This window comes from Streptomyces sp. NPDC001732 (genome assembly GCF_053596315.1).
In genome coordinates, this window is the sequence record NZ_JBSFFY010000014.1 from 115041 (window position 1) to 133393 (window position 18353).

13 protein-coding genes, 1 tRNA gene and 1 pseudogene are annotated in these 18353 nt (G+C 70.0%); 12 read left to right on the forward strand and 3 right to left on the reverse strand.

The window, feature by feature from the left end:
• The first annotated feature begins 208 nt into the window (after positions 1-208).
• The 9 genes from dnaA to ACWCXX_RS16980 all read left to right on the forward strand — a co-directional run bounded on the left by dnaA (position 209) and on the right by ACWCXX_RS16980 (position 13119).
• The gene (gene dnaA, locus ACWCXX_RS16940) at positions 209-2014 is read left to right on the forward strand and encodes a chromosomal replication initiator protein DnaA (protein ID WP_451127840.1); all 1806 of its coding nucleotides are present in this window, start codon (positions 209-211) and stop codon (positions 2012-2014) included.
• A gap of 1155 nt (positions 2015-3169) precedes the next feature.
• Positions 3170-4300 carry a DNA polymerase III subunit beta gene (gene dnaN / locus ACWCXX_RS16945; protein ID WP_356930245.1) on the forward strand — a complete coding sequence of 377 codons (1131 nt, stop codon included), beginning with the start codon at positions 3170-3172 and terminating at the stop codon, positions 4298-4300.
• 154 nt (positions 4301-4454) lie between these two features.
• Entirely contained in the window at positions 4455-5333 is an 879-nt protein-coding gene (gene gnd / locus ACWCXX_RS16950) for a phosphogluconate dehydrogenase (NAD(+)-dependent, decarboxylating) (protein WP_451127842.1), read from the forward strand.
• Between the two features lie 80 nt (positions 5334-5413).
• Entirely contained in the window at positions 5414-6544 is a 1131-nt protein-coding gene (gene recF / locus ACWCXX_RS16955; protein WP_451127844.1) for a DNA replication/repair protein RecF, read from the forward strand.
• Positions 6541-7122: a DUF721 domain-containing protein gene (locus ACWCXX_RS16960; protein ID WP_451127846.1), complete on the forward strand. Its 582-nt coding sequence runs from the start codon at positions 6541-6543 to the stop codon at positions 7120-7122. Before recF ends, ACWCXX_RS16960 begins: the two co-directional genes overlap by 4 nt.
• Positions 7123-7525: 403 nt before the next feature.
• Positions 7526-9631, forward strand: coding sequence for a DNA topoisomerase (ATP-hydrolyzing) subunit B (gene gyrB / locus ACWCXX_RS16965; RefSeq protein WP_451127848.1), 2106 nt, complete (start codon positions 7526-7528; stop codon positions 9629-9631).
• 47 nt (positions 9632-9678) lie between these two features.
• The gene (gene gyrA, locus ACWCXX_RS16970; RefSeq protein WP_451127850.1) at positions 9679-12303 is read left to right on the forward strand and encodes a DNA gyrase subunit A; all 2625 of its coding nucleotides are present in this window, start codon (positions 9679-9681) and stop codon (positions 12301-12303) included.
• Positions 12304-12390: 87 nt separating this feature from the next.
• Positions 12391-12975 carry a DUF3566 domain-containing protein gene (locus ACWCXX_RS16975; protein ID WP_451127852.1) on the forward strand — a complete coding sequence of 195 codons (585 nt, stop codon included), beginning with the start codon at positions 12391-12393 and terminating at the stop codon, positions 12973-12975.
• 70 nt (positions 12976-13045) lie between these two features.
• Positions 13046-13119: transfer RNA gene (locus ACWCXX_RS16980), tRNA-Ile, on the forward strand.
• Positions 13120-13611: 492 nt separating this feature from the next.
• Here the strand turns inward: ACWCXX_RS16980 and ACWCXX_RS16985 are convergent.
• A pseudogene (locus ACWCXX_RS16985) lies at positions 13612-13941 on the reverse strand (DUF6344 domain-containing protein); the annotation flags it as partial.
• Between the two features lie 316 nt (positions 13942-14257).
• Between ACWCXX_RS16985 and ACWCXX_RS16990 the strand changes: the two are divergent.
• The 3 genes from ACWCXX_RS16990 to ACWCXX_RS17000 all read left to right on the forward strand — a co-directional run bounded on the left by ACWCXX_RS16990 (position 14258) and on the right by ACWCXX_RS17000 (position 16241).
• Positions 14258-14392, forward strand: a complete 135-nt coding sequence (locus tag ACWCXX_RS16990; RefSeq protein WP_003958712.1) for a DLW-39 family protein — start codon at positions 14258-14260, stop codon at positions 14390-14392.
• A 209-nt stretch (positions 14393-14601) separates the two neighbouring features.
• Positions 14602-14904 (forward strand): hypothetical protein, encoded by a 303-nt coding sequence (locus ACWCXX_RS16995; protein WP_451127854.1) that lies wholly within the window; start codon positions 14602-14604, stop codon positions 14902-14904.
• Positions 14904-16241, forward strand: coding sequence for a hypothetical protein (locus ACWCXX_RS17000; protein WP_451127856.1), 1338 nt, complete (start codon positions 14904-14906; stop codon positions 16239-16241). The genes ACWCXX_RS16995 and ACWCXX_RS17000 overlap by 1 nt, the downstream gene beginning before the upstream one ends.
• A 78-nt stretch (positions 16242-16319) precedes the next feature.
• Here the strand turns inward: ACWCXX_RS17000 and ACWCXX_RS17005 are convergent, their stop codons facing one another.
• Entirely contained in the window at positions 16320-17717 is a 1398-nt protein-coding gene (locus tag ACWCXX_RS17005) for a serine/threonine protein kinase (RefSeq protein ID WP_451127858.1), read from the reverse strand.
• Positions 17718-17801: 84 nt separating this feature from the next.
• Positions 17802-18350, reverse strand: coding sequence for a helix-turn-helix domain-containing protein (locus ACWCXX_RS17010; RefSeq protein ID WP_384226763.1), 549 nt, complete (start codon positions 18348-18350; stop codon positions 17802-17804).
• Positions 18351-18353 lie beyond the last annotated feature (3 nt).

An 18353-nucleotide genomic window follows, 5' to 3' on the forward strand; every position in this document is an offset into this window, starting at 1 on the left:
ACGCGCGGCTACGCCATCCGGTCAAACCGGCTCCTCGACACCCGTCACTGTGCACAGGCTGTGGACAACAACTTGAACGACGCGGGTCGCCCTGACTACCGTGGCTGGGCTCCGGTGCTTTTTCTTCCTGCCTGCCGGTCCTCACCCATCCCGAACCATCCCGTCCCGAGAACCACACATTCGTGGGACCAGCGAGAAAGCGTGCCCCGTGGCTGACGTACCTGCCGATCTTGCCGCAGTGTGGCCACGCGTGCTGGAACAACTCCTCGGGGAGGGCCAGCAGGGCATCGAGCCGAAGGACAAGCAGTGGATCGAGCGCTGCCAGCCACTCGCGCTGGTGGCCGACACGGCCCTGCTCGCCGTCCCCAACGAATGGGGCAAGCGCGTCCTGGAAGGCCGGCTCGCGCCGCTCATCAGCGAGACGCTGAGCCGCGAGTGCGGCCGCCCGATCCGCATCGCGATCACCGTCGACGACTCCGCGGGCGAGCCCCCGAGCCCGCCCGCCCCGCCGATGCACCAGCCTCCGCAGCCCCAGCAGCACCGCTACCCGGGCCAGCAGCACGAGGAGCGGCAGCACAACGACGCCTACGACGGATACGGGCACCGCCCCTCGGACGACGGCATGCCGACCGCACGGCCGGCCTACCCCGAGTACCAGCAGCAGCGGCCCGAGCCCGGCGCCTGGCCGCGAACCCAGGAGGACCTCTCCTGGCAGCAGCCCCGGCTCGGCGGGTTCCAGGACCGTGAGGCTGCCGCGGAGCAGTGGCGCGAGCCGTACCCCGGGGGCCGCCCCCAGCAGCCGCAGCACGACTACCGTCCGCAGCCGCCCGAGCGCCAGGGCTACGAACCGCAGCGCCCCGAGCGTCACGAGCTGCCGGAACCCCAGCCCCAGCACCGCCAGGGCGGCGCCGGCACCGGGCGGCCCGGGGGCGGGGGCCCGATGGGTCCGCAACCCGCTGCCGCGCCCGGCCCCGGCGAGCCGGCGGCCCGACTGAACCCGAAGTACCTCTTCGACACCTTCGTCATCGGCGCGTCCAACCGGTTCGCGCACGCCGCCGCGGTCGCGGTCGCCGAGGCGCCCGCCAAGGCGTACAACCCGCTCTTCATCTACGGGGAGTCCGGGCTCGGCAAGACCCACCTGCTGCACGCCATCGGGCACTACGCCCGCAGCCTCTACCCGGGGACCCGGGTGCGGTACGTGAGCTCCGAGGAGTTCACCAACGAGTTCATCAACTCGATCCGCGACGGCAAGGGCGACACCTTCCGCAAGCGCTACCGCGACGTGGACATCCTGCTGGTCGACGACATCCAGTTCCTGGCGAGCAAGGAGTCGACGCAGGAGGAGTTCTTCCACACCTTCAATACGCTCCACAACGCCAACAAGCAGATCGTGCTCTCCTCGGACCGGCCGCCCAAGCAGCTGGTGACCCTGGAGGACCGGTTGCGCAACCGGTTCGAGTGGGGTCTGACCACCGATGTGCAGCCGCCGGAGCTGGAGACGCGGATCGCGATCCTCCGCAAGAAGGCGGTGCAGGAGCAGCTCAACGCCCCGCCGGAGGTACTGGAGTTCATCGCCTCCCGCATCTCCCGGAACATCCGGGAGCTGGAGGGGGCGCTGATCCGGGTCACGGCCTTCGCCAGCCTCAACCGCCAGCCGGTGGACCTCGGGCTGACCGAGCACGTGCTGAAGGACCTGATCCCGGGCGGCGAGGACTCGGCGCCGGAGATCACGGCGACGGCCATCATGGCGGCGACCGCGGACTACTTCGGCCTGACGGTGGACGACCTCTGCGGAACGTCGCGCAGCCGTGTGCTGGTGACGGCGCGCCAGATCGCCATGTACCTCTGCCGGGAGCTCACCGATCTCTCACTGCCCAAGATCGGCGCGCAGTTCGGCGGCCGTGACCACACGACGGTGATGCACGCGGACCGGAAGATCCGTGCGCTGATGGCGGAGCGGCGGTCCATCTACAACCAGGTCACCGAGCTCACCAACCGCATCAAGAACGGCTGACGGGCCGCCGGTGTCCACACGGCTGTGGACACCGGCGCGGGGCGGCTGACCCCGCGCCGCGCCACCGCCACCGCCCCGCGCCCCGCCGCACGCGTCACACGTCACGAAGGCGCCCGAGGACCCTCAACAGGGCTTCCCGGGCGCCTTCGTGCGTCCCGTCCCCGCCTCGTTCACGGCCGCCCGCCCCCGCACAGACCCGTCCGGGCTGCTTCCCCGGACCGCTCGTCCGGCCGACTCCGGGACCGCCCGCGTCTTCGCCCGTGGCCGTCCTGCGCCGGGTCCGAGGGCTCCGGGACCGCCTGTGGAACCCCGCAGGACCGCCTCCGCACCTGTTCCAAACCTCCGGCCGGACCCTCCACCGGGGCTCCGGCGGCACCACGGTGTTCGAATACCTGCCGTCGACCTGCGGTTCTCCACAGATCTGGGGAGTTTTTTCCCTCCACAGCCTGGGGATCCGGAAGTTGTCCATATTGCTTCCACAGGGGCGACTGCCGATACTCCATCAGGCCAGGTCAAGACCCTGGGGATTTGTGGCCAACAACAATCCACAGCCTGTGGACAAAATATCCGTCCACAGGCCGCCGATGATGTTGTCCACCAGCGGCCCACAGGCGCGGCTTCGTTGTCCCCAACTTTCTCGAGCTTCTCCACACCTCTGTCCACTGTTCGGCAACGCGACACCGCTCGTCACCGCGCCGAGTGAAAGGCGTCACACCGAGAGGGTTGGTTGAGCTGTGGGGAACCTGGGTAAAGCTGGGGACAGCCCTGGGGAGAAAGTGCCCTGTCCTGTGCATCGGGTGTGTAGAACTTTCGGGCGTCCACAGAAGCACCGTGTTGTCCACCGGTGCCGCCCACAGGGGCAGTGGACAAAAAATCGGGCCTGACCTGCGGGAACGACGTTATCCACGGTTTCCACAGGCCCTACTACTACTGCCGACTAGAGTTAGCTCGGGATTCGCTTCGAAGTGGGGCCTGTGCACAACTCGGGGCTGGAGCGCTCCGAGCCTCTTGTCGCGACTTGACCCCGAGCAGCACCGAGTGTCGGTGCCGTACGTCAGACTGGTTCCCGGCGTCCTCCCTCCCCAGTCGGCGGGAGACCCGATTCAGACGACGAAGGCCAGCAGGGCGAGCGAGCAACAGCAGGAGGCGGTTCCGGTGAAGATCCGGGTGGAGCGCGATGTACTCGCGGAGGCTGTGGCCTGGGTGGCCCGTAGCCTCCCGGCCCGTCCGCCGGCGCCCGTTCTCGCGGGCCTTCTGCTGAAGGCGGAGGACGGCGCCCTCAGCTTCTCCAGCTTCGACTACGAGGTGTCGGCCCGGGTCTCGGTGGACGCCGAGGTCGAGGAGGACGGCACGGTGCTCGTCTCCGGCCGGCTGCTCGCCGACATCTGCCGCGCCCTTCCCAACCGCCCGGTGGAGATTTCCACGGACGGTGTACGGGCGACCGTGGTCTGCGGCTCCTCGCGGTTCACACTCCACACCCTTCCTGTGGAGGAGTACCCGGCGCTGCCGGAGATGCCGACCGCCACGGGCACCGTCCCCGGCGAGGTCTTCGCCTCGGCCGCAGCCCAGGTCGCCATCGCCGCCGGCCGTGACGACACGCTGCCGGTGCTGACCGGTGTGCGCATCGAGATCGAGGGCGACACCGTCACCCTGGCCTCCACCGACCGCTACCGCTTCGCGGTCCGTGAGTTCCTCTGGAAGCCGGAGAACCCGGACGCCTCGGCCGTCGCCCTGGTGCCCGCGAAGACGCTGCTGGACACCGCCAAGGCCCTGACCAGCGGTGACACGGTGACGCTGGCGCTTTCCGGCTCGGGTGCCGGTGAGGGCCTGATCGGTTTCGAGGGCGCCGGCCGGCGTACGACCACGCGCCTGCTCGAAGGCGACCTGCCGAAGTACCGCACGCTGTTCCCCACCGAGTTCAACTCGGTCGCGGTCATCGAGACCGCCCCGTTCGTCGAGGCCGTCAAGCGTGTGGCCCTCGTCGCCGAGCGGAACACCCCGGTGCGGCTCAGCTTCGAGCAGGGCGTGCTGATCCTGGAGGCGGGTTCCAGCGACGACGCACAGGCTGTGGAGCGGGTCGACGCGGTGCTGGAGGGCGAGGACATCTCGATCGCCTTCAACCCGACCTTCCTGCTGGACGGTCTGAGCGCGATCGACTCCCCGGTCGCCCAGCTCTCCTTCACGACGTCCACGAAGCCCGCGCTGCTCAGCGGCCGTCCGGCCGTGGACGCCGAGGCGGACGAGGCGTACAAGTACCTGATCATGCCGGTCCGCCTCTCCGGCTGACCCCGTGGCCGGGCCCCGGACCGGGCCCGGCGCGGCAGCCCCGACGGGCACGCTCGGTGCCGGGCATGCCCGTCGGTCCGTCCGGCGGTCCGTACCGGGCCGGGCGTAGGCTCGGCCCTGGGTACGAATCGGCACAACGCTTAAGGAATCTCTGATGGAGCTCGGTCTCGTCGGCCTCGGCAAGATGGGCGGCAACATGCGCGAGCGCATCCGCCGCGCAGGCCACACCGTCATCGGTTACGACCGCAATCCGGACGTCTCCGATGTCCACAGTCTCGAAGAGCTCGTGGGCAAGCTGAAGGGCCCCCGGGTCGTCTGGGTGATGGTTCCGGCCGGCGCCCCGACCCAGGCCACCGTCGACGAGCTGGCCGGTCTCCTGTCGCCCGGCGACATCGTCGTGGACGGCGGGAATTCCCGCTGGACCGACGACGAGAAGCACGCGGTCGAGCTGGGCATCAAGGGCATCGGCTTCGTGGACTGCGGAGTCTCCGGCGGCGTCTGGGGCCTGGAGAACGGCTACGCGCTCATGTACGGCGGCGACGCCGAGAACGTGGCGAAGGTCCAGCCGATCTTCGACGCCCTGAAGCCCGAGGGCGACTTCGGGTCCGTCCACGCGGGCAAGGTCGGGGCCGGTCACTTCGCCAAGATGGTCCACAACGGCATCGAGTACGCCATGATGCAGGCCTATGCCGAGGGCTGGGAGCTCCTGGAGAAGGTCGACTCCGTCACCGACGTGCGCGAGGTCTTCCGGTCCTGGCAGGAGGGCACGGTCATCCGTTCCTGGCTGCTCGACCTGGCGGTCAACGCGCTGGACGACGACGAGCACCTGGACAAGCTCCGCGGCTATGCCGCGGACTCCGGCGAGGGCCGGTGGACGGTGGAGGCCGCGATCGACAACGCGGTGCCGCTGCCCGCGATCACGGCGTCGCTCTTCGCGCGTTTCGCCTCGCGCCAGGAGGACTCCCCGCAGATGAAGATGATCGCCGCGCTGCGTAACCAGTTCGGTGGCCACGCGGTCGAGAGCAAGAAGTAGCCGCACGGGAAGCGGCCGGACCGAGCGTCCGGCCCCTCCACGAAGCACAGAGCAGGAAGCCGGAAAGGTCGGCGTACACCATGCATGTCACGCATCTCTCGCTGGCCGATTTCCGCTCGTACGCCCGGGTCGAGGTGCCTCTCGATCCGGGCGTCACCGTGTTCGTGGGGGCCAACGGTCAGGGCAAGACGAATCTGGTCGAGGCGGTCGGCTATCTCGCGACGCTCGGCAGCCACCGGGTCTCCTCCGATGCCCCGCTGGTGCGGATGGGCGCGGAGCGGGCCGTCGTACGGGCCGCCGTGACCCAGGGCGAGCGTTCCCAGCTGATCGAGCTGGAGCTCAACCCCGGCCGGGCCAACCGGGCCCGTATCAATAGATCGTCGCAGGTCAGACCGCGTGATGTGCTGGGGATCGTCCGGTCGGTGCTGTTCGCGCCGGAGGACCTGGCGCTGGTCAAGGGCGACCCCGGGGAGCGTCGGCGCTTCCTCGACGAGCTGATCACGGCGCGTTCGCCGCGGATGGCGGGGGTGCGTTCGGACTACGAGCGGGTGCTGAAGCAGCGCAACACCCTGCTGAAGTCGGCGGCGATGGCGCGCCGGCACGGCGGCCGGTCGATGGACCTGTCCACGCTGGACGTGTGGGACCAGCACCTGGGCCGGGTGGGCGCGGAGCTGCTGGCGCAGCGGCTGGATCTGATCGCCACCCTGCAGCCGTTGACGGACAAGGCGTACGGGGACGTGGCGCCGGGCGGCGGCCCGGTGGCGCTGGAGTACCGCAGCTCGGTCGGGGCGGACGTGGGGTCGGCCCATGGCCGCGAGGAGCTGTACGAGCGGCTGATCGCCGCCCTGGCGGAGGTGCGCAAGCAGGAGATCGAGCGGGGTGTGACGCTGGTCGGTCCGCACCGCGACGACGTGCTGCTGGGGCTGCGGGGGATGCCGGCCAAGGGGTACGCGAGCCACGGCGAGTCCTGGTCGTACGCGCTGGCGCTGCGGCTGGCCTCGTACGAGCTGCTGCGTGGTGAGGGCAACGAGCCGGTGCTGGTGCTCGACGACGTCTTCGCGGAGCTGGACGCGCGGCGTCGCGAGCGGCTGGCCGAGCTGGTGGCCCCGGGCGAGCAGGTTCTGGTGACGGCCGCGGTGGGCGACGACGTCCCGGGGGTGCTGACGGGGGCGCGGTACGCGGTGTCCGCGGGTGCGGTGGAGCGGCTGTGAGCGGCTTCGGCGAGGTGCCGGGCGCGGCCGGGGAACCGGCGCGGGAGCATCCCGGCGCGGGTGGCGTGCCGGAGCCGTCGGGGGTCGATCTGGCCCGGGTGGCGCTGCGCGCGGCGAAGGAGCAGGCGCGGGCGCGCGGTGCCGCCGCGCAGCAGCGGAAGCAGGCCAGGCGGGGTGGCGGGCTGCGGTCGGGGGCACGGGCGGACGGGCGCGATCCGCTGCCGCTGGGTGCGGCGATCAACCGGCTGATCACCGAGCGCGGCTGGGAGACGCCCGCGGCGGTGGGCGGGGTGATGGGGCGCTGGCCGCAGATCGTCGGTGAGGACCTGGCCAATCACTGTGTGCCGCTGCGGTACGACGAGGAGCCGGACGAGCGGGTGCTGACGGTGCAGTGCGACTCGACGGCGTGGGCGACGCAGCTCCGGTTGCTGGCGCCCCAGCTGGTGGCCCGGCTGAACGCGGATCTGGGGCACGGCACGGTCCGGATGATCAAGGTGCTGGGGCCCGGCGGTCCGCAGCGCAGGTTCGGTCCGCTGCGGGCGCCGGGGAGCACGGGTCCGGGCGACACCTACGGCTGAGCTGCGCTTTTCCCTGCCCCGGGGTTCGTCGGGGTTGCTGTTTCCGGTCCGGAGGCGGGGCCGTCGTGGCCCGGTGCGGCCCGGGTGGGACGTGGCCTGCCGGGCCGGGGTCCGGGGGTGCGGGGCACCCGGGGACGGGCGAGAAGAGTGGGGCGTCCCTCACGGTAGCGGGAGGTTGACAGGCCGAAGCGCTCAAGGCCCGCGTGAGCCGCTTGAGGCACCATCCTGAATATGGGGAGTCGTCAGCCGCTCGTTGAGGGCGGCACATGCGGACTCAGGTACCCGCAAACCCCCATTCATGTCAGCGCTACCGGTAGACTGGTGAACAATCCCGCGTCCTTGCGGGAGTCGTCGATTACAAGCCGAACGACGCAGCCGCTCCCGTTTGCCCGGAGAACGGCCTGTGCTGTGCCAGAAAGGGCGCTTCGTGGCCGATTCCGGCAACCCCAACGAGAACATTCCGTCCGCATCCGGTGAGGACGCCGAGGCCGCCGCCATGGGCGAGACCCCAGGCACCGGCGAGGCGTCCGCCTCGTACGACGCCAGTGCGATCACTGTCCTGGAGGGCCTGGACGCGGTCCGCAAGCGACCCGGCATGTACATCGGCTCGACCGGTGAGCGCGGCCTCCACCACCTCGTGTACGAGGTCGTCGACAACTCGGTCGACGAGGCCCTGGCCGGGCACGCGGACACGATCGACGTCACGATCCTCGCCGACGGTGGGGTCCGAGTGATCGACAACGGCCGCGGCATCCCGGTCGGCATCGTGCCGTCGGAAAAAAAGCCCGCGGTCGAGGTAGTGCTGACGGTGCTGCACGCCGGCGGCAAGTTCGGAGGGGGCGGCTACGCGGTCTCCGGCGGTCTGCACGGCGTCGGCGTCTCCGTCGTCAACGCCCTGTCCACGCGGGTGGCCGTCGAGGTCAGGACGGACGGCTACCGCTGGACCCAGGACTACAAGCTCGGTGTGCCCACCGCCCCGCTGGCCCGCAACGAGGCCACCGACGAGACGGGCACGTCCGTCACCTTCTGGGCCGACGGGGACATCTTCGAGACGACCGAGTACTCCTTCGAGACCCTGTCGCGCCGCTTCCAGGAGATGGCGTTCCTCAACAAGGGCCTGACGATCAGGCTCACCGACGAGCGCGAGTCGGCGAAGGCGACGCTGGGCGCGGAGGTCGCCGAGGTGGCCGAGGGCGCCGAGGCGGAGCAGGTCCGCAGGGTCACGTACCACTACGAGGGCGGCATCGTCGACTTCGTGAAGTACCTCAACTCCCGCAAGGGCGACGTCATTCACCAGTCGGTGATCGACATCGAGGCCGAGGACAAGGAGCGCATGCTCTCGGCCGAGATCGCGATGCAGTGGAACACGCAGTACAGCGAGGGCGTCTACTCCTTCGCGAACACGATCCACACGCATGAGGGCGGTACCCACGAGGAGGGCTTCCGCGCCGCGCTGACCACGCTGGTCAACAAGTACGCGCGGGACAAGAAGCTGCTGCGCGAGAAGGACGACAACCTCACGGGCGACGACATCCGCGAGGGTCTGACGGCGATCATCTCGGTGAAGCTGGGCGAGCCGCAGTTCGAGGGGCAGACGAAGACCAAGCTGGGCAACACGGAGGCGAAGACCTTCGTCCAGAAGGTGGTCCACGAGCACCTCACGGACTGGTTCGACCGCAACCCGAACGAGGCCGCCGACATCGTCCGCAAGGGCATCGCGGCGGCCACCGCCCGGGTCGCGGCCCGCAAGGCGCGCGATCTGACCCGTCGCAAGGGGCTGCTGGAGAGCGCCTCGCTGCCGGGCAAGCTGAGCGACTGCCAGTCCAACGACCCGACGAAGTGCGAGATCTTCATCGTCGAGGGCGACTCCGCCGGTGGTTCGGCGAAGTCCGGCCGCAACCCGATGTACCAGGCGATCCTGCCGATCCGCGGCAAGATCCTGAACGTCGAGAAGGCCCGGGTCGACAAGATCCTGCAGAACACCGAGGTCCAGGCGCTGATCTCGGCCTTCGGCACCGGGGTCCACGAGGACTTCGACATCGAGAAGCTCCGCTATCACAAGATCATCCTGATGGCGGACGCCGACGTCGACGGCCAGCACATCAACACCCTGCTGCTGACGTTCCTCTTCCGCTTCATGCGTCCGCTGGTCGAGGCCGGGCACGTGTACCTCTCCCGTCCGCCGCTCTACAAGATCAAGTGGGGCCGGGACGACTTCGAGTACGCGTACTCGGACCGGGAGCGCGACGCCCTGGTCGAGCTGGGCAAGCAGAACGGCAAGCGGATCAAGGAAGACTCGATCCAGCGCTTCAAGGGCCTCGGCGAGATGAACGCCGAGGAGCTGCGCGTCACCACGATGGACGTCGACCACCGGGTGCTCGGCCAGGTCACGCTGGACGACGCGGCGCAGGCCGACGACCTCTTCTCGGTGCTGATGGGCGAGGACGTCGAGGCGCGGCGTTCGTTCATCCAGCGCAACGCCAAGGACGTCCGCTTCCTCGACATCTGAGTCGGCCGTACCAGCCAAGCCGCCGCTCGAAAGGACTTTGACCAGCAATGGCCGACGAGAACACCCCTGTGACACCCGAAGAGGAGCCCGCCGTCGCCGGTGTGGGCATGCGTGTCGAGCCCGTGGGGCTCGAGACGGAGATGCAGCGCTCCTACCTCGACTACGCGATGTCCGTGATCGTCTCGCGTGCGCTGCCGGACGTGCGGGACGGTCTCAAGCCCGTCCACCGCCGGGTGCTGTACGCGATGTACGACGGCGGCTACCGGCCCGAGAAGGGCTTCTACAAGTGCGCCCGTGTCGTCGGCGACGTCATGGGCACGTACCACCCGCACGGCGACTCGTCGATCTACGACGCGCTGGTGCGCCTGGCGCAGCCGTGGTCGATGCGGATGCCGCTGGTGGACTCCAACGGCAACTTCGGTTCTCCGGGCAACGACCCGGCCGCGGCCATGCGGTACACCGAGTGCAAGATGATGCCGCTGTCCATGGAGATGGTCCGGGACATCGACGAGGAGACCGTCGACTTCCAGGACAACTACGACGGCCGCAACCAGGAGCCGACGGTTCTGCCGGCGCGGTTCCCGAACCTTCTGGTCAACGGTTCTGCGGGCATCGCGGTCGGCATGGCGACCAACATCCCGCCGCACAACCTGCGCGAGGTCGCGGAGGGTGCGCAGTGGTACCTGGAGCACCCGGAGGCCTCGCAGGAGGAGCTCCTGGACGCGCTGATCGAGCGGATCAAGGGGCCGGACTTCCCGACCGGCGCGCTCGTCGTGGGCCGCAAGGGCATCGAGGAGGCGTACCGCACGGGCCGCGGCTCGATCACGATGCGCGCGGTGGTCGCGGTCGAGGAGGTCCAGAACCGGCAGTGCCTGGTCGTCACGGAGCTTCCGTACCAGACCAACCCTGACAACCTGGCGCAGAAGATCGCCGACCTGGTGAAGGACGGCAAGATCGGCGGGATCGCCGACGTCCGTGACGAGACCTCGTCGCGCACCGGTCAGCGCCTGGTCGTCGTGCTGAAGCGGGACGCGGTCGCCAAGGTCGTCCTGAACAACCTGTACAAGCACACCGATCTGCAGACCAACTTCGGCGCCAACATGCTGGCGCTGGTCGACGGCGTGCCGCGGACCCTCTCGATCGACGCGTTCATCCGGCACTGGGTGACGCACCAGATCGAGGTCATCGTCCGGCGTACGCGCTTCCGGCTGCGCAAGGCGGAGGAGCGGGCGCACATCCTGCTCGGTCTGCTCAAGGCGCTGAACGCGATCGACGAGGTCATCGCGCTCATCCGCAGCAGCCAGACGGTCGAGGTGGCGCGCGAGGGCCTGATGGGCCTGCTGGAGATCGACGAGCTCCAGGCGAACGCCATTCTGGAGATGCAGCTGCGCCGGCTGGCCGCGCTGGAGCACCAGAAGATCACGGCGGAGCACGACGAGCTCCAGGCGAAGATCAACGAGTACAACGCGATCCTGGTGTCGCCCGAGCGGCAGCGGCGGATCGTCAGCGAGGAACTGGCGGCGATCGTCGAGAAGTTCGGCGACGACCGGCGTTCCAAGCTGGTGCCCTTCGAGGGCGACATGTCCATCGAGGACCTGATCGCCGAGGAGGACATCGTCGTCACGATCACGCGTGGCGGCTATGTGAAGCGCACGAAGACGGACGACTACCGCTCGCAGAAGCGGGGCGGCAAGGGCGTGCGGGGCACGAAGCTCAAGGAAGACGACATCGTCGACCACTTCTTCGTGTCGACGACCCACCACTGGCTGCTGTTCTTCACCAACAAGGGCCGGGTGTACCGGGCGAAGGCGTACGAGCTGCCGGACGCCGGCCGGGACGCCCGCGGCCAGCACGTCGCCAACCTGCTGGCCTTCCAGCCGGACGAGCGGATCGCCCAGATCCTGGCGATCCGCGACTACGAGGCCGCGCCGTACCTGATCCTGGCCACGAAGGGCGGCCTGGTGAAGAAGACCGCGCTGAAGGACTACGACTCGCCCCGTTCCGGCGGTGTCATCGCCATCAACCTGCGGGAGACGGCGGACGGTGCCGAGGGCACGGCCGACGAGCTGATCGGCGCGGAGCTGGTGTCGGCCGAGGACGACCTGCTGCTCATCAGCAAGAAGGCCCAGTCGATCAGGTTCACTGCGACGGACGACGCGCTGCGCCCGATGGGCCGTGCGACCTCGGGCGTCAAGGGCATGAGTTTCCGCGAGGGCGACGAACTGCTCTCGATGAATGTTGTCCGGCCGGGTACGTTCGTGTTCACTGCCACCGACGGCGGGTACGCGAAGCGGACTCCCGTCGACGAGTACCGCGTCCAGGGCCGCGGCGGTCTGGGCATCAAGGCCGCCAAGATCGTGGAGGACCGCGGTTCGCTGGTCGGCGCGCTGGTGGTCGAGGAGTCGGACGAGATCCTCGCCATCACGCTCGGCGGCGGTGTGATTCGCACGCGAGTCAATGAAGTCAGGGAGACGGGCCGTGACACCATGGGCGTCCAACTGATCAATCTGGGCAAGCGGGATGCCGTCGTGGGCATCGCGCGCAACGCCGAAGCCGAGGCCGAAGAGGCCGAGGAGGCCGAGGGGTCCGAGGACGCCGGGGCCGCGACGGCGGAGGCTGTCGAGGGCAGTGTCGAAGGCACCTCGCCTTCGACCGGGGAGCACGAGGAGTAGAGCGTGAGTGGAGCCACGGGCGCCGGTTCGGCCGCTTCCGGAGCGAACGGTGCCCGTGGCCCTGCCACGGACTCCCAAGGGGGCACAGTGACGGACACCCGGGGGCCTCAGCCCCAGTACGAGGGTTACGCGGCCGGGCCGTTGCCGGGCGAGCGTGCGCCCGCACCGGGGCAGGCGAGCGGGCCGTACCACCCGCCGCAGGCGTACCCCTCGCCCGCGGGCGGGACGCAGGGTGGCGCACGGGGCGCCGGAGCCGCGCAGGCAGCCCGTCGTCCGCGTACGGGTGCGCGGACTACCCCGCGCACCCGCAAGGCCCGTCTGCGGGTGGCCAAGGCCGACCCGTGGTCGGTGATGAAGGTCAGCTTCCTGCTCTCCATCGCGCTGGGCATCTGCACGGTGGTGGCGGCGGCGGTGCTGTGGATGGTGATGGACGCGATGGGCGTCTTCTCCACCGTGGGCGGCACGATCAGCGAGGCCACCGGTTCCAGCGACAGCAACGGCTTCGACCTCCAGTCGTTCCTGTCGCTGCCGAGGGTCCTGATCTTCACCTCGGTCATCGCGGTGATCGACGTGGTTCTGGCGACCGCGCTGGCGACGCTGGGCGCCTTCATCTACAACCTGTCGGCGGGTTTTGTGGGCGGTGTCGAGCTCACTCTGGCCGAGGACGAGTAGGGCGCGGGGTATCGATTTTGGGACTGGCCCCGACGTGCGCTAATCTTCAGAGGTCAGCGCGCAGCGCGGCGGGGCTATAGCTCAGTTGGTTAGAGCGCATCCCTGATAAGGATGAGGCCACAGGTTCAAATCCTGTTAGCCCCACAGTGACAACGGAAGGCCCGGAATCTCCTCGGAGATTCCGGGCCTTCCGCGTTGTGGAGTGGTGCGACGTGTTCCGTCGCCTGTGTCGTGCTGTGCGGGGCGGGTTGGTGCCGGGCCGGTCGTGGGGTGGGCCGGCTGGTGTGGGCAGGGCTCTCCCGGCGGGGCTCGGCAGGGGTGAGGCGGCCCGGTGGTGGGCCGGGAGGCGCGGGGAGGCCCGGTGATGGGTTGCGGGGGCACGAAGAAGCCCCCGGGCGGGGCGCCGGGGGCTCGGGCATCGGTCGTGCGGCCGTAAGGCTGTCACGGCGGGAGGAGGGACGCGTCCCCCGCCGGGGCTCCGGCGGCGGCGCCGGCGAGGTCACTGGTGCGCGTGGTGCCTCCGGCATCCGTCCTGCCGCTGGTGCGGGTGGTGCCTCCGGTGCGGGCAATGGCGCTGGTGTTCGTGGTGCCTTCGGTGTTCACAGTGCTGTCGATGCGCGTGGCGGTGTCGGCGCCCGCGGCGGTGTTGGTGTCCATGGTGCCGTCGGTGCTCGTGGTGCCGTCGGGCAGATGGCGGGTGGCGGGCGAGGAGCCGTGTGCCTCGGCGCGGATGCGCTGCTTCATCGTGGGCGGCAGCGCCCTGTCACGCGGAAGGGCTTGTCGCATCGACGGGATGGTCGCGGTTGCCGCGGTCGCACCCGTGTGCTTCTGGTTCGTGGCGGTCGGCTCCACGGCGCCGTTCTCCGTGGCCGTCGCCGTGGTGCTCATGAGGCCCAGTGCGGCGAGAAGCGCGAAGAAGGCGGTGATGAAGGCGGTCCAGATGCTCTTGGGCTTGAAGGTGCTCATGGCCCCTCACTTTCGGGTGGTCCGGTTTGCTTGCCTTTCTGATGATGTGTATGTGGCCCGCGATTTCCCGGACCCACGCCACCGGTGCGCGGATCTTCAGATGAACACCACTCGTATGGTTCAACCGGCCCGTACGGACTCGTGACGGGCGTCGGGAGGCGGTCCGCGAGGGTGTCCGCGGGCCGGGGGCGGACCCTGGGCGACCGCTTTCCGCCGGGCGCCAGTTGGGCCACGGGCAGGTCACCGGTTGATATCGGTCGGTGTGTATAGTCGGGCGGCAGAAGTCCCCTACGTCAAGGAAAGACGAGGTCGCGCGGTGAAGAAGCTTCTCCTGGTCGCACTGGCCGCCATCGGCGGGCTCCTCGTGTACCGCCAGATCCAGGCGGATCGCGCCGAGCAGGATCTGTGGACGGAGGCGACCGACTCCGTGCCCGCAGGTTCGGGTGTGTGAGACGAGAACAGCCTGATTGCGGGCCCCGGTCGCTGAGCGGCCGGGGCTTCGTGCTGTTGCGGGACCGTGACGCCCGTGCCTCTTGAGTTCACCCGAGCAAATAGATAAGTTGCCGGAGCAAAGCGGCTGGGTTTTTCGGTCGAGGGGGCACGGGTGGGGACACGGAACCGGCCGAGGCGGCGCCGTCGTCGTACCGCGGCCGCGGGAGTGTGAACCGGCGTGACGCCGGGGCGCGGGTCGCGGAGAGCCCGCGGATCGGGCTGGTGCTGCGGGTGCCGGTGTTCGGGAACGAGTCGGCGGGCCCCGGCCACCACGCGCCCGTCGTGGCCGAGAAGGCGGACAAGGGCGGCAATTCCAACGGTGCCGGAGACAGCAGTGGTACGGGCGGGGCAGGATGGACCGGCATTGCGGCCGCTGTCGGGGCGGGCGCCGCGGTGGTGGTGATCGTGGGGTTCGTGTTGCTGCGCGGGCGTCGCGGACGGGCCGCACGGACGACGAGGGGAAGCGCGTGATGAGGCAGCGCAACAGGGGCCGGGTGGCACTGGCCGCGGTCGCGGCGATGTGCGCGGCGGTGGCGCTGCCGGGGCAGGCTTACGCGGCCGGGGAGGCCGGTGCGTACGCCTTCGATCCCGGGGCGGAGAAGATCGACGGTGCGGAGGTCAGTACCGAGGCTCCGGCGCTGACGTCAGGATCGGTCTACCGGAGCTCGATCAGGCCCGGCGAGAAGCTCTACTACCGCCTGAACCTCGACGCGAAAACGAACGCCTACGTCTCGGCGGTCGCCGTGCCGGGGAGCGGTGGCCAGGTCGCCTACGGGGACGGCATCACGGTCAGCATCCGGGACAACACGGACCTCCAGTGCAGCTCCGAGAACGCGCGGTTCGAGTCGGCGGAGTTCCCGCGTCCGATCGCGGCGTACGCCTACCGGCTCATGAAGAAGGACAACAGCACCTGCCAGGAGGCCGGGACGTACAACGTCCTGATCGAGCGGGAGAGCAAGGCGACGTCGACCCCCGACGCGTGGCAGCTGGAGCTGCGCTACGAGGCGGAGCCGCAGCTGAAGTCGGCCGGTTCGATGCCGACCGAGGCGCCGGAGGACTGGCCTTCGGCCTCCCCCGTGCCGCCCACCACCGCCCCCCAGAAACGGTCGGGCGGCACCAGCTACTACGACGCGACCGGCCTGGACACCGGCGAGTGGCAGGAGAAGGACGGCATCCGGCCGGGGCAGACCCTCTTCTACCGGATTCCGGTGGACTGGGGGCAGCAGATCTTCGCCACCGCCGACCTGAGCAACAACAACGCCTCGGACGAGTACGTCAGCAGCGCGCTCGCGATGTCCCTGGACAATCCGGCGCACGGCCACGTCGACTCCGCGTCGCCGCTGTCGTACTCCGGGAAGCCCGCGTCCGTGTCGCTGGACCCGCTGCCCCCGGTGGCGTACGAGAACCGCTACGACTCCGACGGAAGCGTCAGCGCCATGCGGTTCGCCGGCTGGTACTACCTCTCGGTGACGCTCAACCCGAAGGTCGCGAAGGCGTACGGCGACAAGGCGATTCCGCTGACCCTCAGGATCAAGGTCGAGGGGAAGGCCGGGAGTTCGCCGTACGCCGGGGACGCCGGGCCTTTCTCGGTCACGCAGGACGACAAGGACATGGCGAGGGACGGCAAGAGCAGCTCCCAGGCCGCCAGGAGCGACCGGATGAAGCTGATCGGCGCGGCCGGGATCGGCGCGGGCTCGGTGCTGGTGCTCGGACTCGGCGCGTGGACGCTGCTGGCCCGGCGCCGCGCGACGGCCGCCCCGGCCGGGGACGGCCGGGCACCGTACGGGGGCCCGCCGCAGGGCTGGTAGGGGGCCGTCGGTGCACCGGGCCCCGCTTCCTGATCCGGACCGGGCCCGGCCAGTCCGGTCCGGTCCGGACGAAAGGCCCTAGCTCTGGGTCAGTGCCCAGATGCCCACCGCGAAGCAGACCAGCGCCACCATCAGGATCGGGACCGCCACCTTCAGGGGCGGTCCCGGCCGCTTCTGCGGGGTGTGCGCGGGCGCGGGTGCGGGTGCGGGTGCGGGGGGCGCGGGGTGCGGGGAAGCGCCGGGCGCGGGGATCTGCGGCTGCCCGGCGGTGTAGGCCCGGGTGGCCGCCGGCTCGTGGTGCACGGCGGTCGTGGGGGCCTGCGAGAACTCCGCCGGGTGCGGGGCGTAGGGGTGAGCCGTGTGCGCCGGGGCCGGAGTGGAGGGTGGGACCGGCTGGGCCTGCTGGGGCGGCGGTGTGGGCTGTTGCGGAGGCGGCGGGAGGTGGAAGCTGCCCGTCTCCGACATCGAAACCGGGGGCTGGGCGGGGGGCTGCTCCGCCACTGCTCCCTGCTGCGCGGGCTGTACGTCCTGCGGGTTCTGTGGGGTCTGTGGGTTCTGCGAGGCTTGGGGGTTCTGCGGGTTCTGCGCGGGGGCCGTGATCGGTCCCGACGGGCCGAATCCCTCGGGCAGCGGCCCGATCTGGTCGAAGACCTCGACGGGCTCGTCGTCGATGTCGGGTTCGGGCAGCATCTCGACCGCGGCCGTCAGCGCCTTGCGCGCGCCCGTCGCGGTACGGAACCGGGCCTGCGGGTCCGGCTGCAACAGCCCCGCCAGAACCTGCCACAACGGCTCGGGAATCCCCTCCGGGGCCCCCGGGGTGCCGTGCGCGGCGAAGTGCTCGACGAGCGCCTGGGAGTCGGGCTTCTTCCCCTGGAGCAGATACAGCGCGACGAGCCCGACCGCGAACAGGTCCGCGGGGAAGTCGGGTTCCGCGCCCATCATCTGCTCGGGCGCGAAGTAACCGGGCGTCCCCACCACGTAGTTGGTCTCGGTGAGCCGGGGCTCGCCCTTGCGCATGGAGATGCCGAAGTCGGACAGCCGCAGATGCGGACGGCCGGTACCGGTCGCCTCCATCAGGATATTGGCCGGTTTGATGTCCCGGTGCACGACGCCCTCCGCGTGCACCGTGGACAGCCCGGACAGCAGCTGGTCGAGGAGGGTGCAGACGAAACGGGGAGGCAACGGCCCGTAGTCGCCGATGACATGGGCCAGCGAACCGCCGCTCACCAGGTCCATGGTGAACAGGACCTTGTCGTCGTCCGCGGCCCAGCTGGCCGGGGCGAGCACATGCGGATGCTCGATCCGCAGGGCCTGTTCGCGGACGAAGCGCAGCAGCGTGTGCGCGTCGCTCTGCTGGAGGACCTTGGCCGCCACGTACCGGCGGCGGCGGTGGTCCCAGGCCCGCCAGACGGCACCGACCCCACCACGTCCGATCGGATCGATCAGTTCGTACCGACCGGCGAAGACCTCACCCATTGCGCTGTGCCCGCTCCCAGTTCCCGTTTCGGTCCCACGACCGGTTTTCGGAGGCAGTGCCCGGCCCGATCCGGACGAACATCCCTAGCTCTGGTGGCCCTCGTAGTGCGCCACCGCGTCCGCGGTGCGCCCCGCGCCGTACACCCTGAGGAACTCTGCCAGTTCGGGATGGGTCGGGGCGAGGGAGTCCGCGGCGTCGATGATGTCGCCGGCCGCCGCGACCGACCGCAGCAGCGACTGGATCTCGCGGACCACGCGCCGGACGGTGGGGGCGCCGCCGGTGTGAGAGGTCTGGCCGGTGCCGGTGAGGACGGAGCCGCCCTGGGACTTCTTGATCTCCTCCATGCGGTCGGTGGCCTCGCCCGCGCTGACGCTGCCGTCCGCGACCTGGCCGGCCAGCTCCTGGAGCGCCTGGACGCGCTGGACGACGGCGGGGTTGCCGATCTTCGCCCGCTGGCCGCTCATCAGCTGGGAGAGCATGGGGGCGGACAGTCCGAGGACGGCGGCGAGCCGGGCCTGGTTCAGGCCGAGGTCGTCTATCAGCCGACGGAAGAGCGCGCCGAGGGGCTCCCCGTACCAACTGCGCTGAAGTTCCCTGGCTCTTGCGGTGGCCTCTTGCTGCGCTGCGTCCATGGC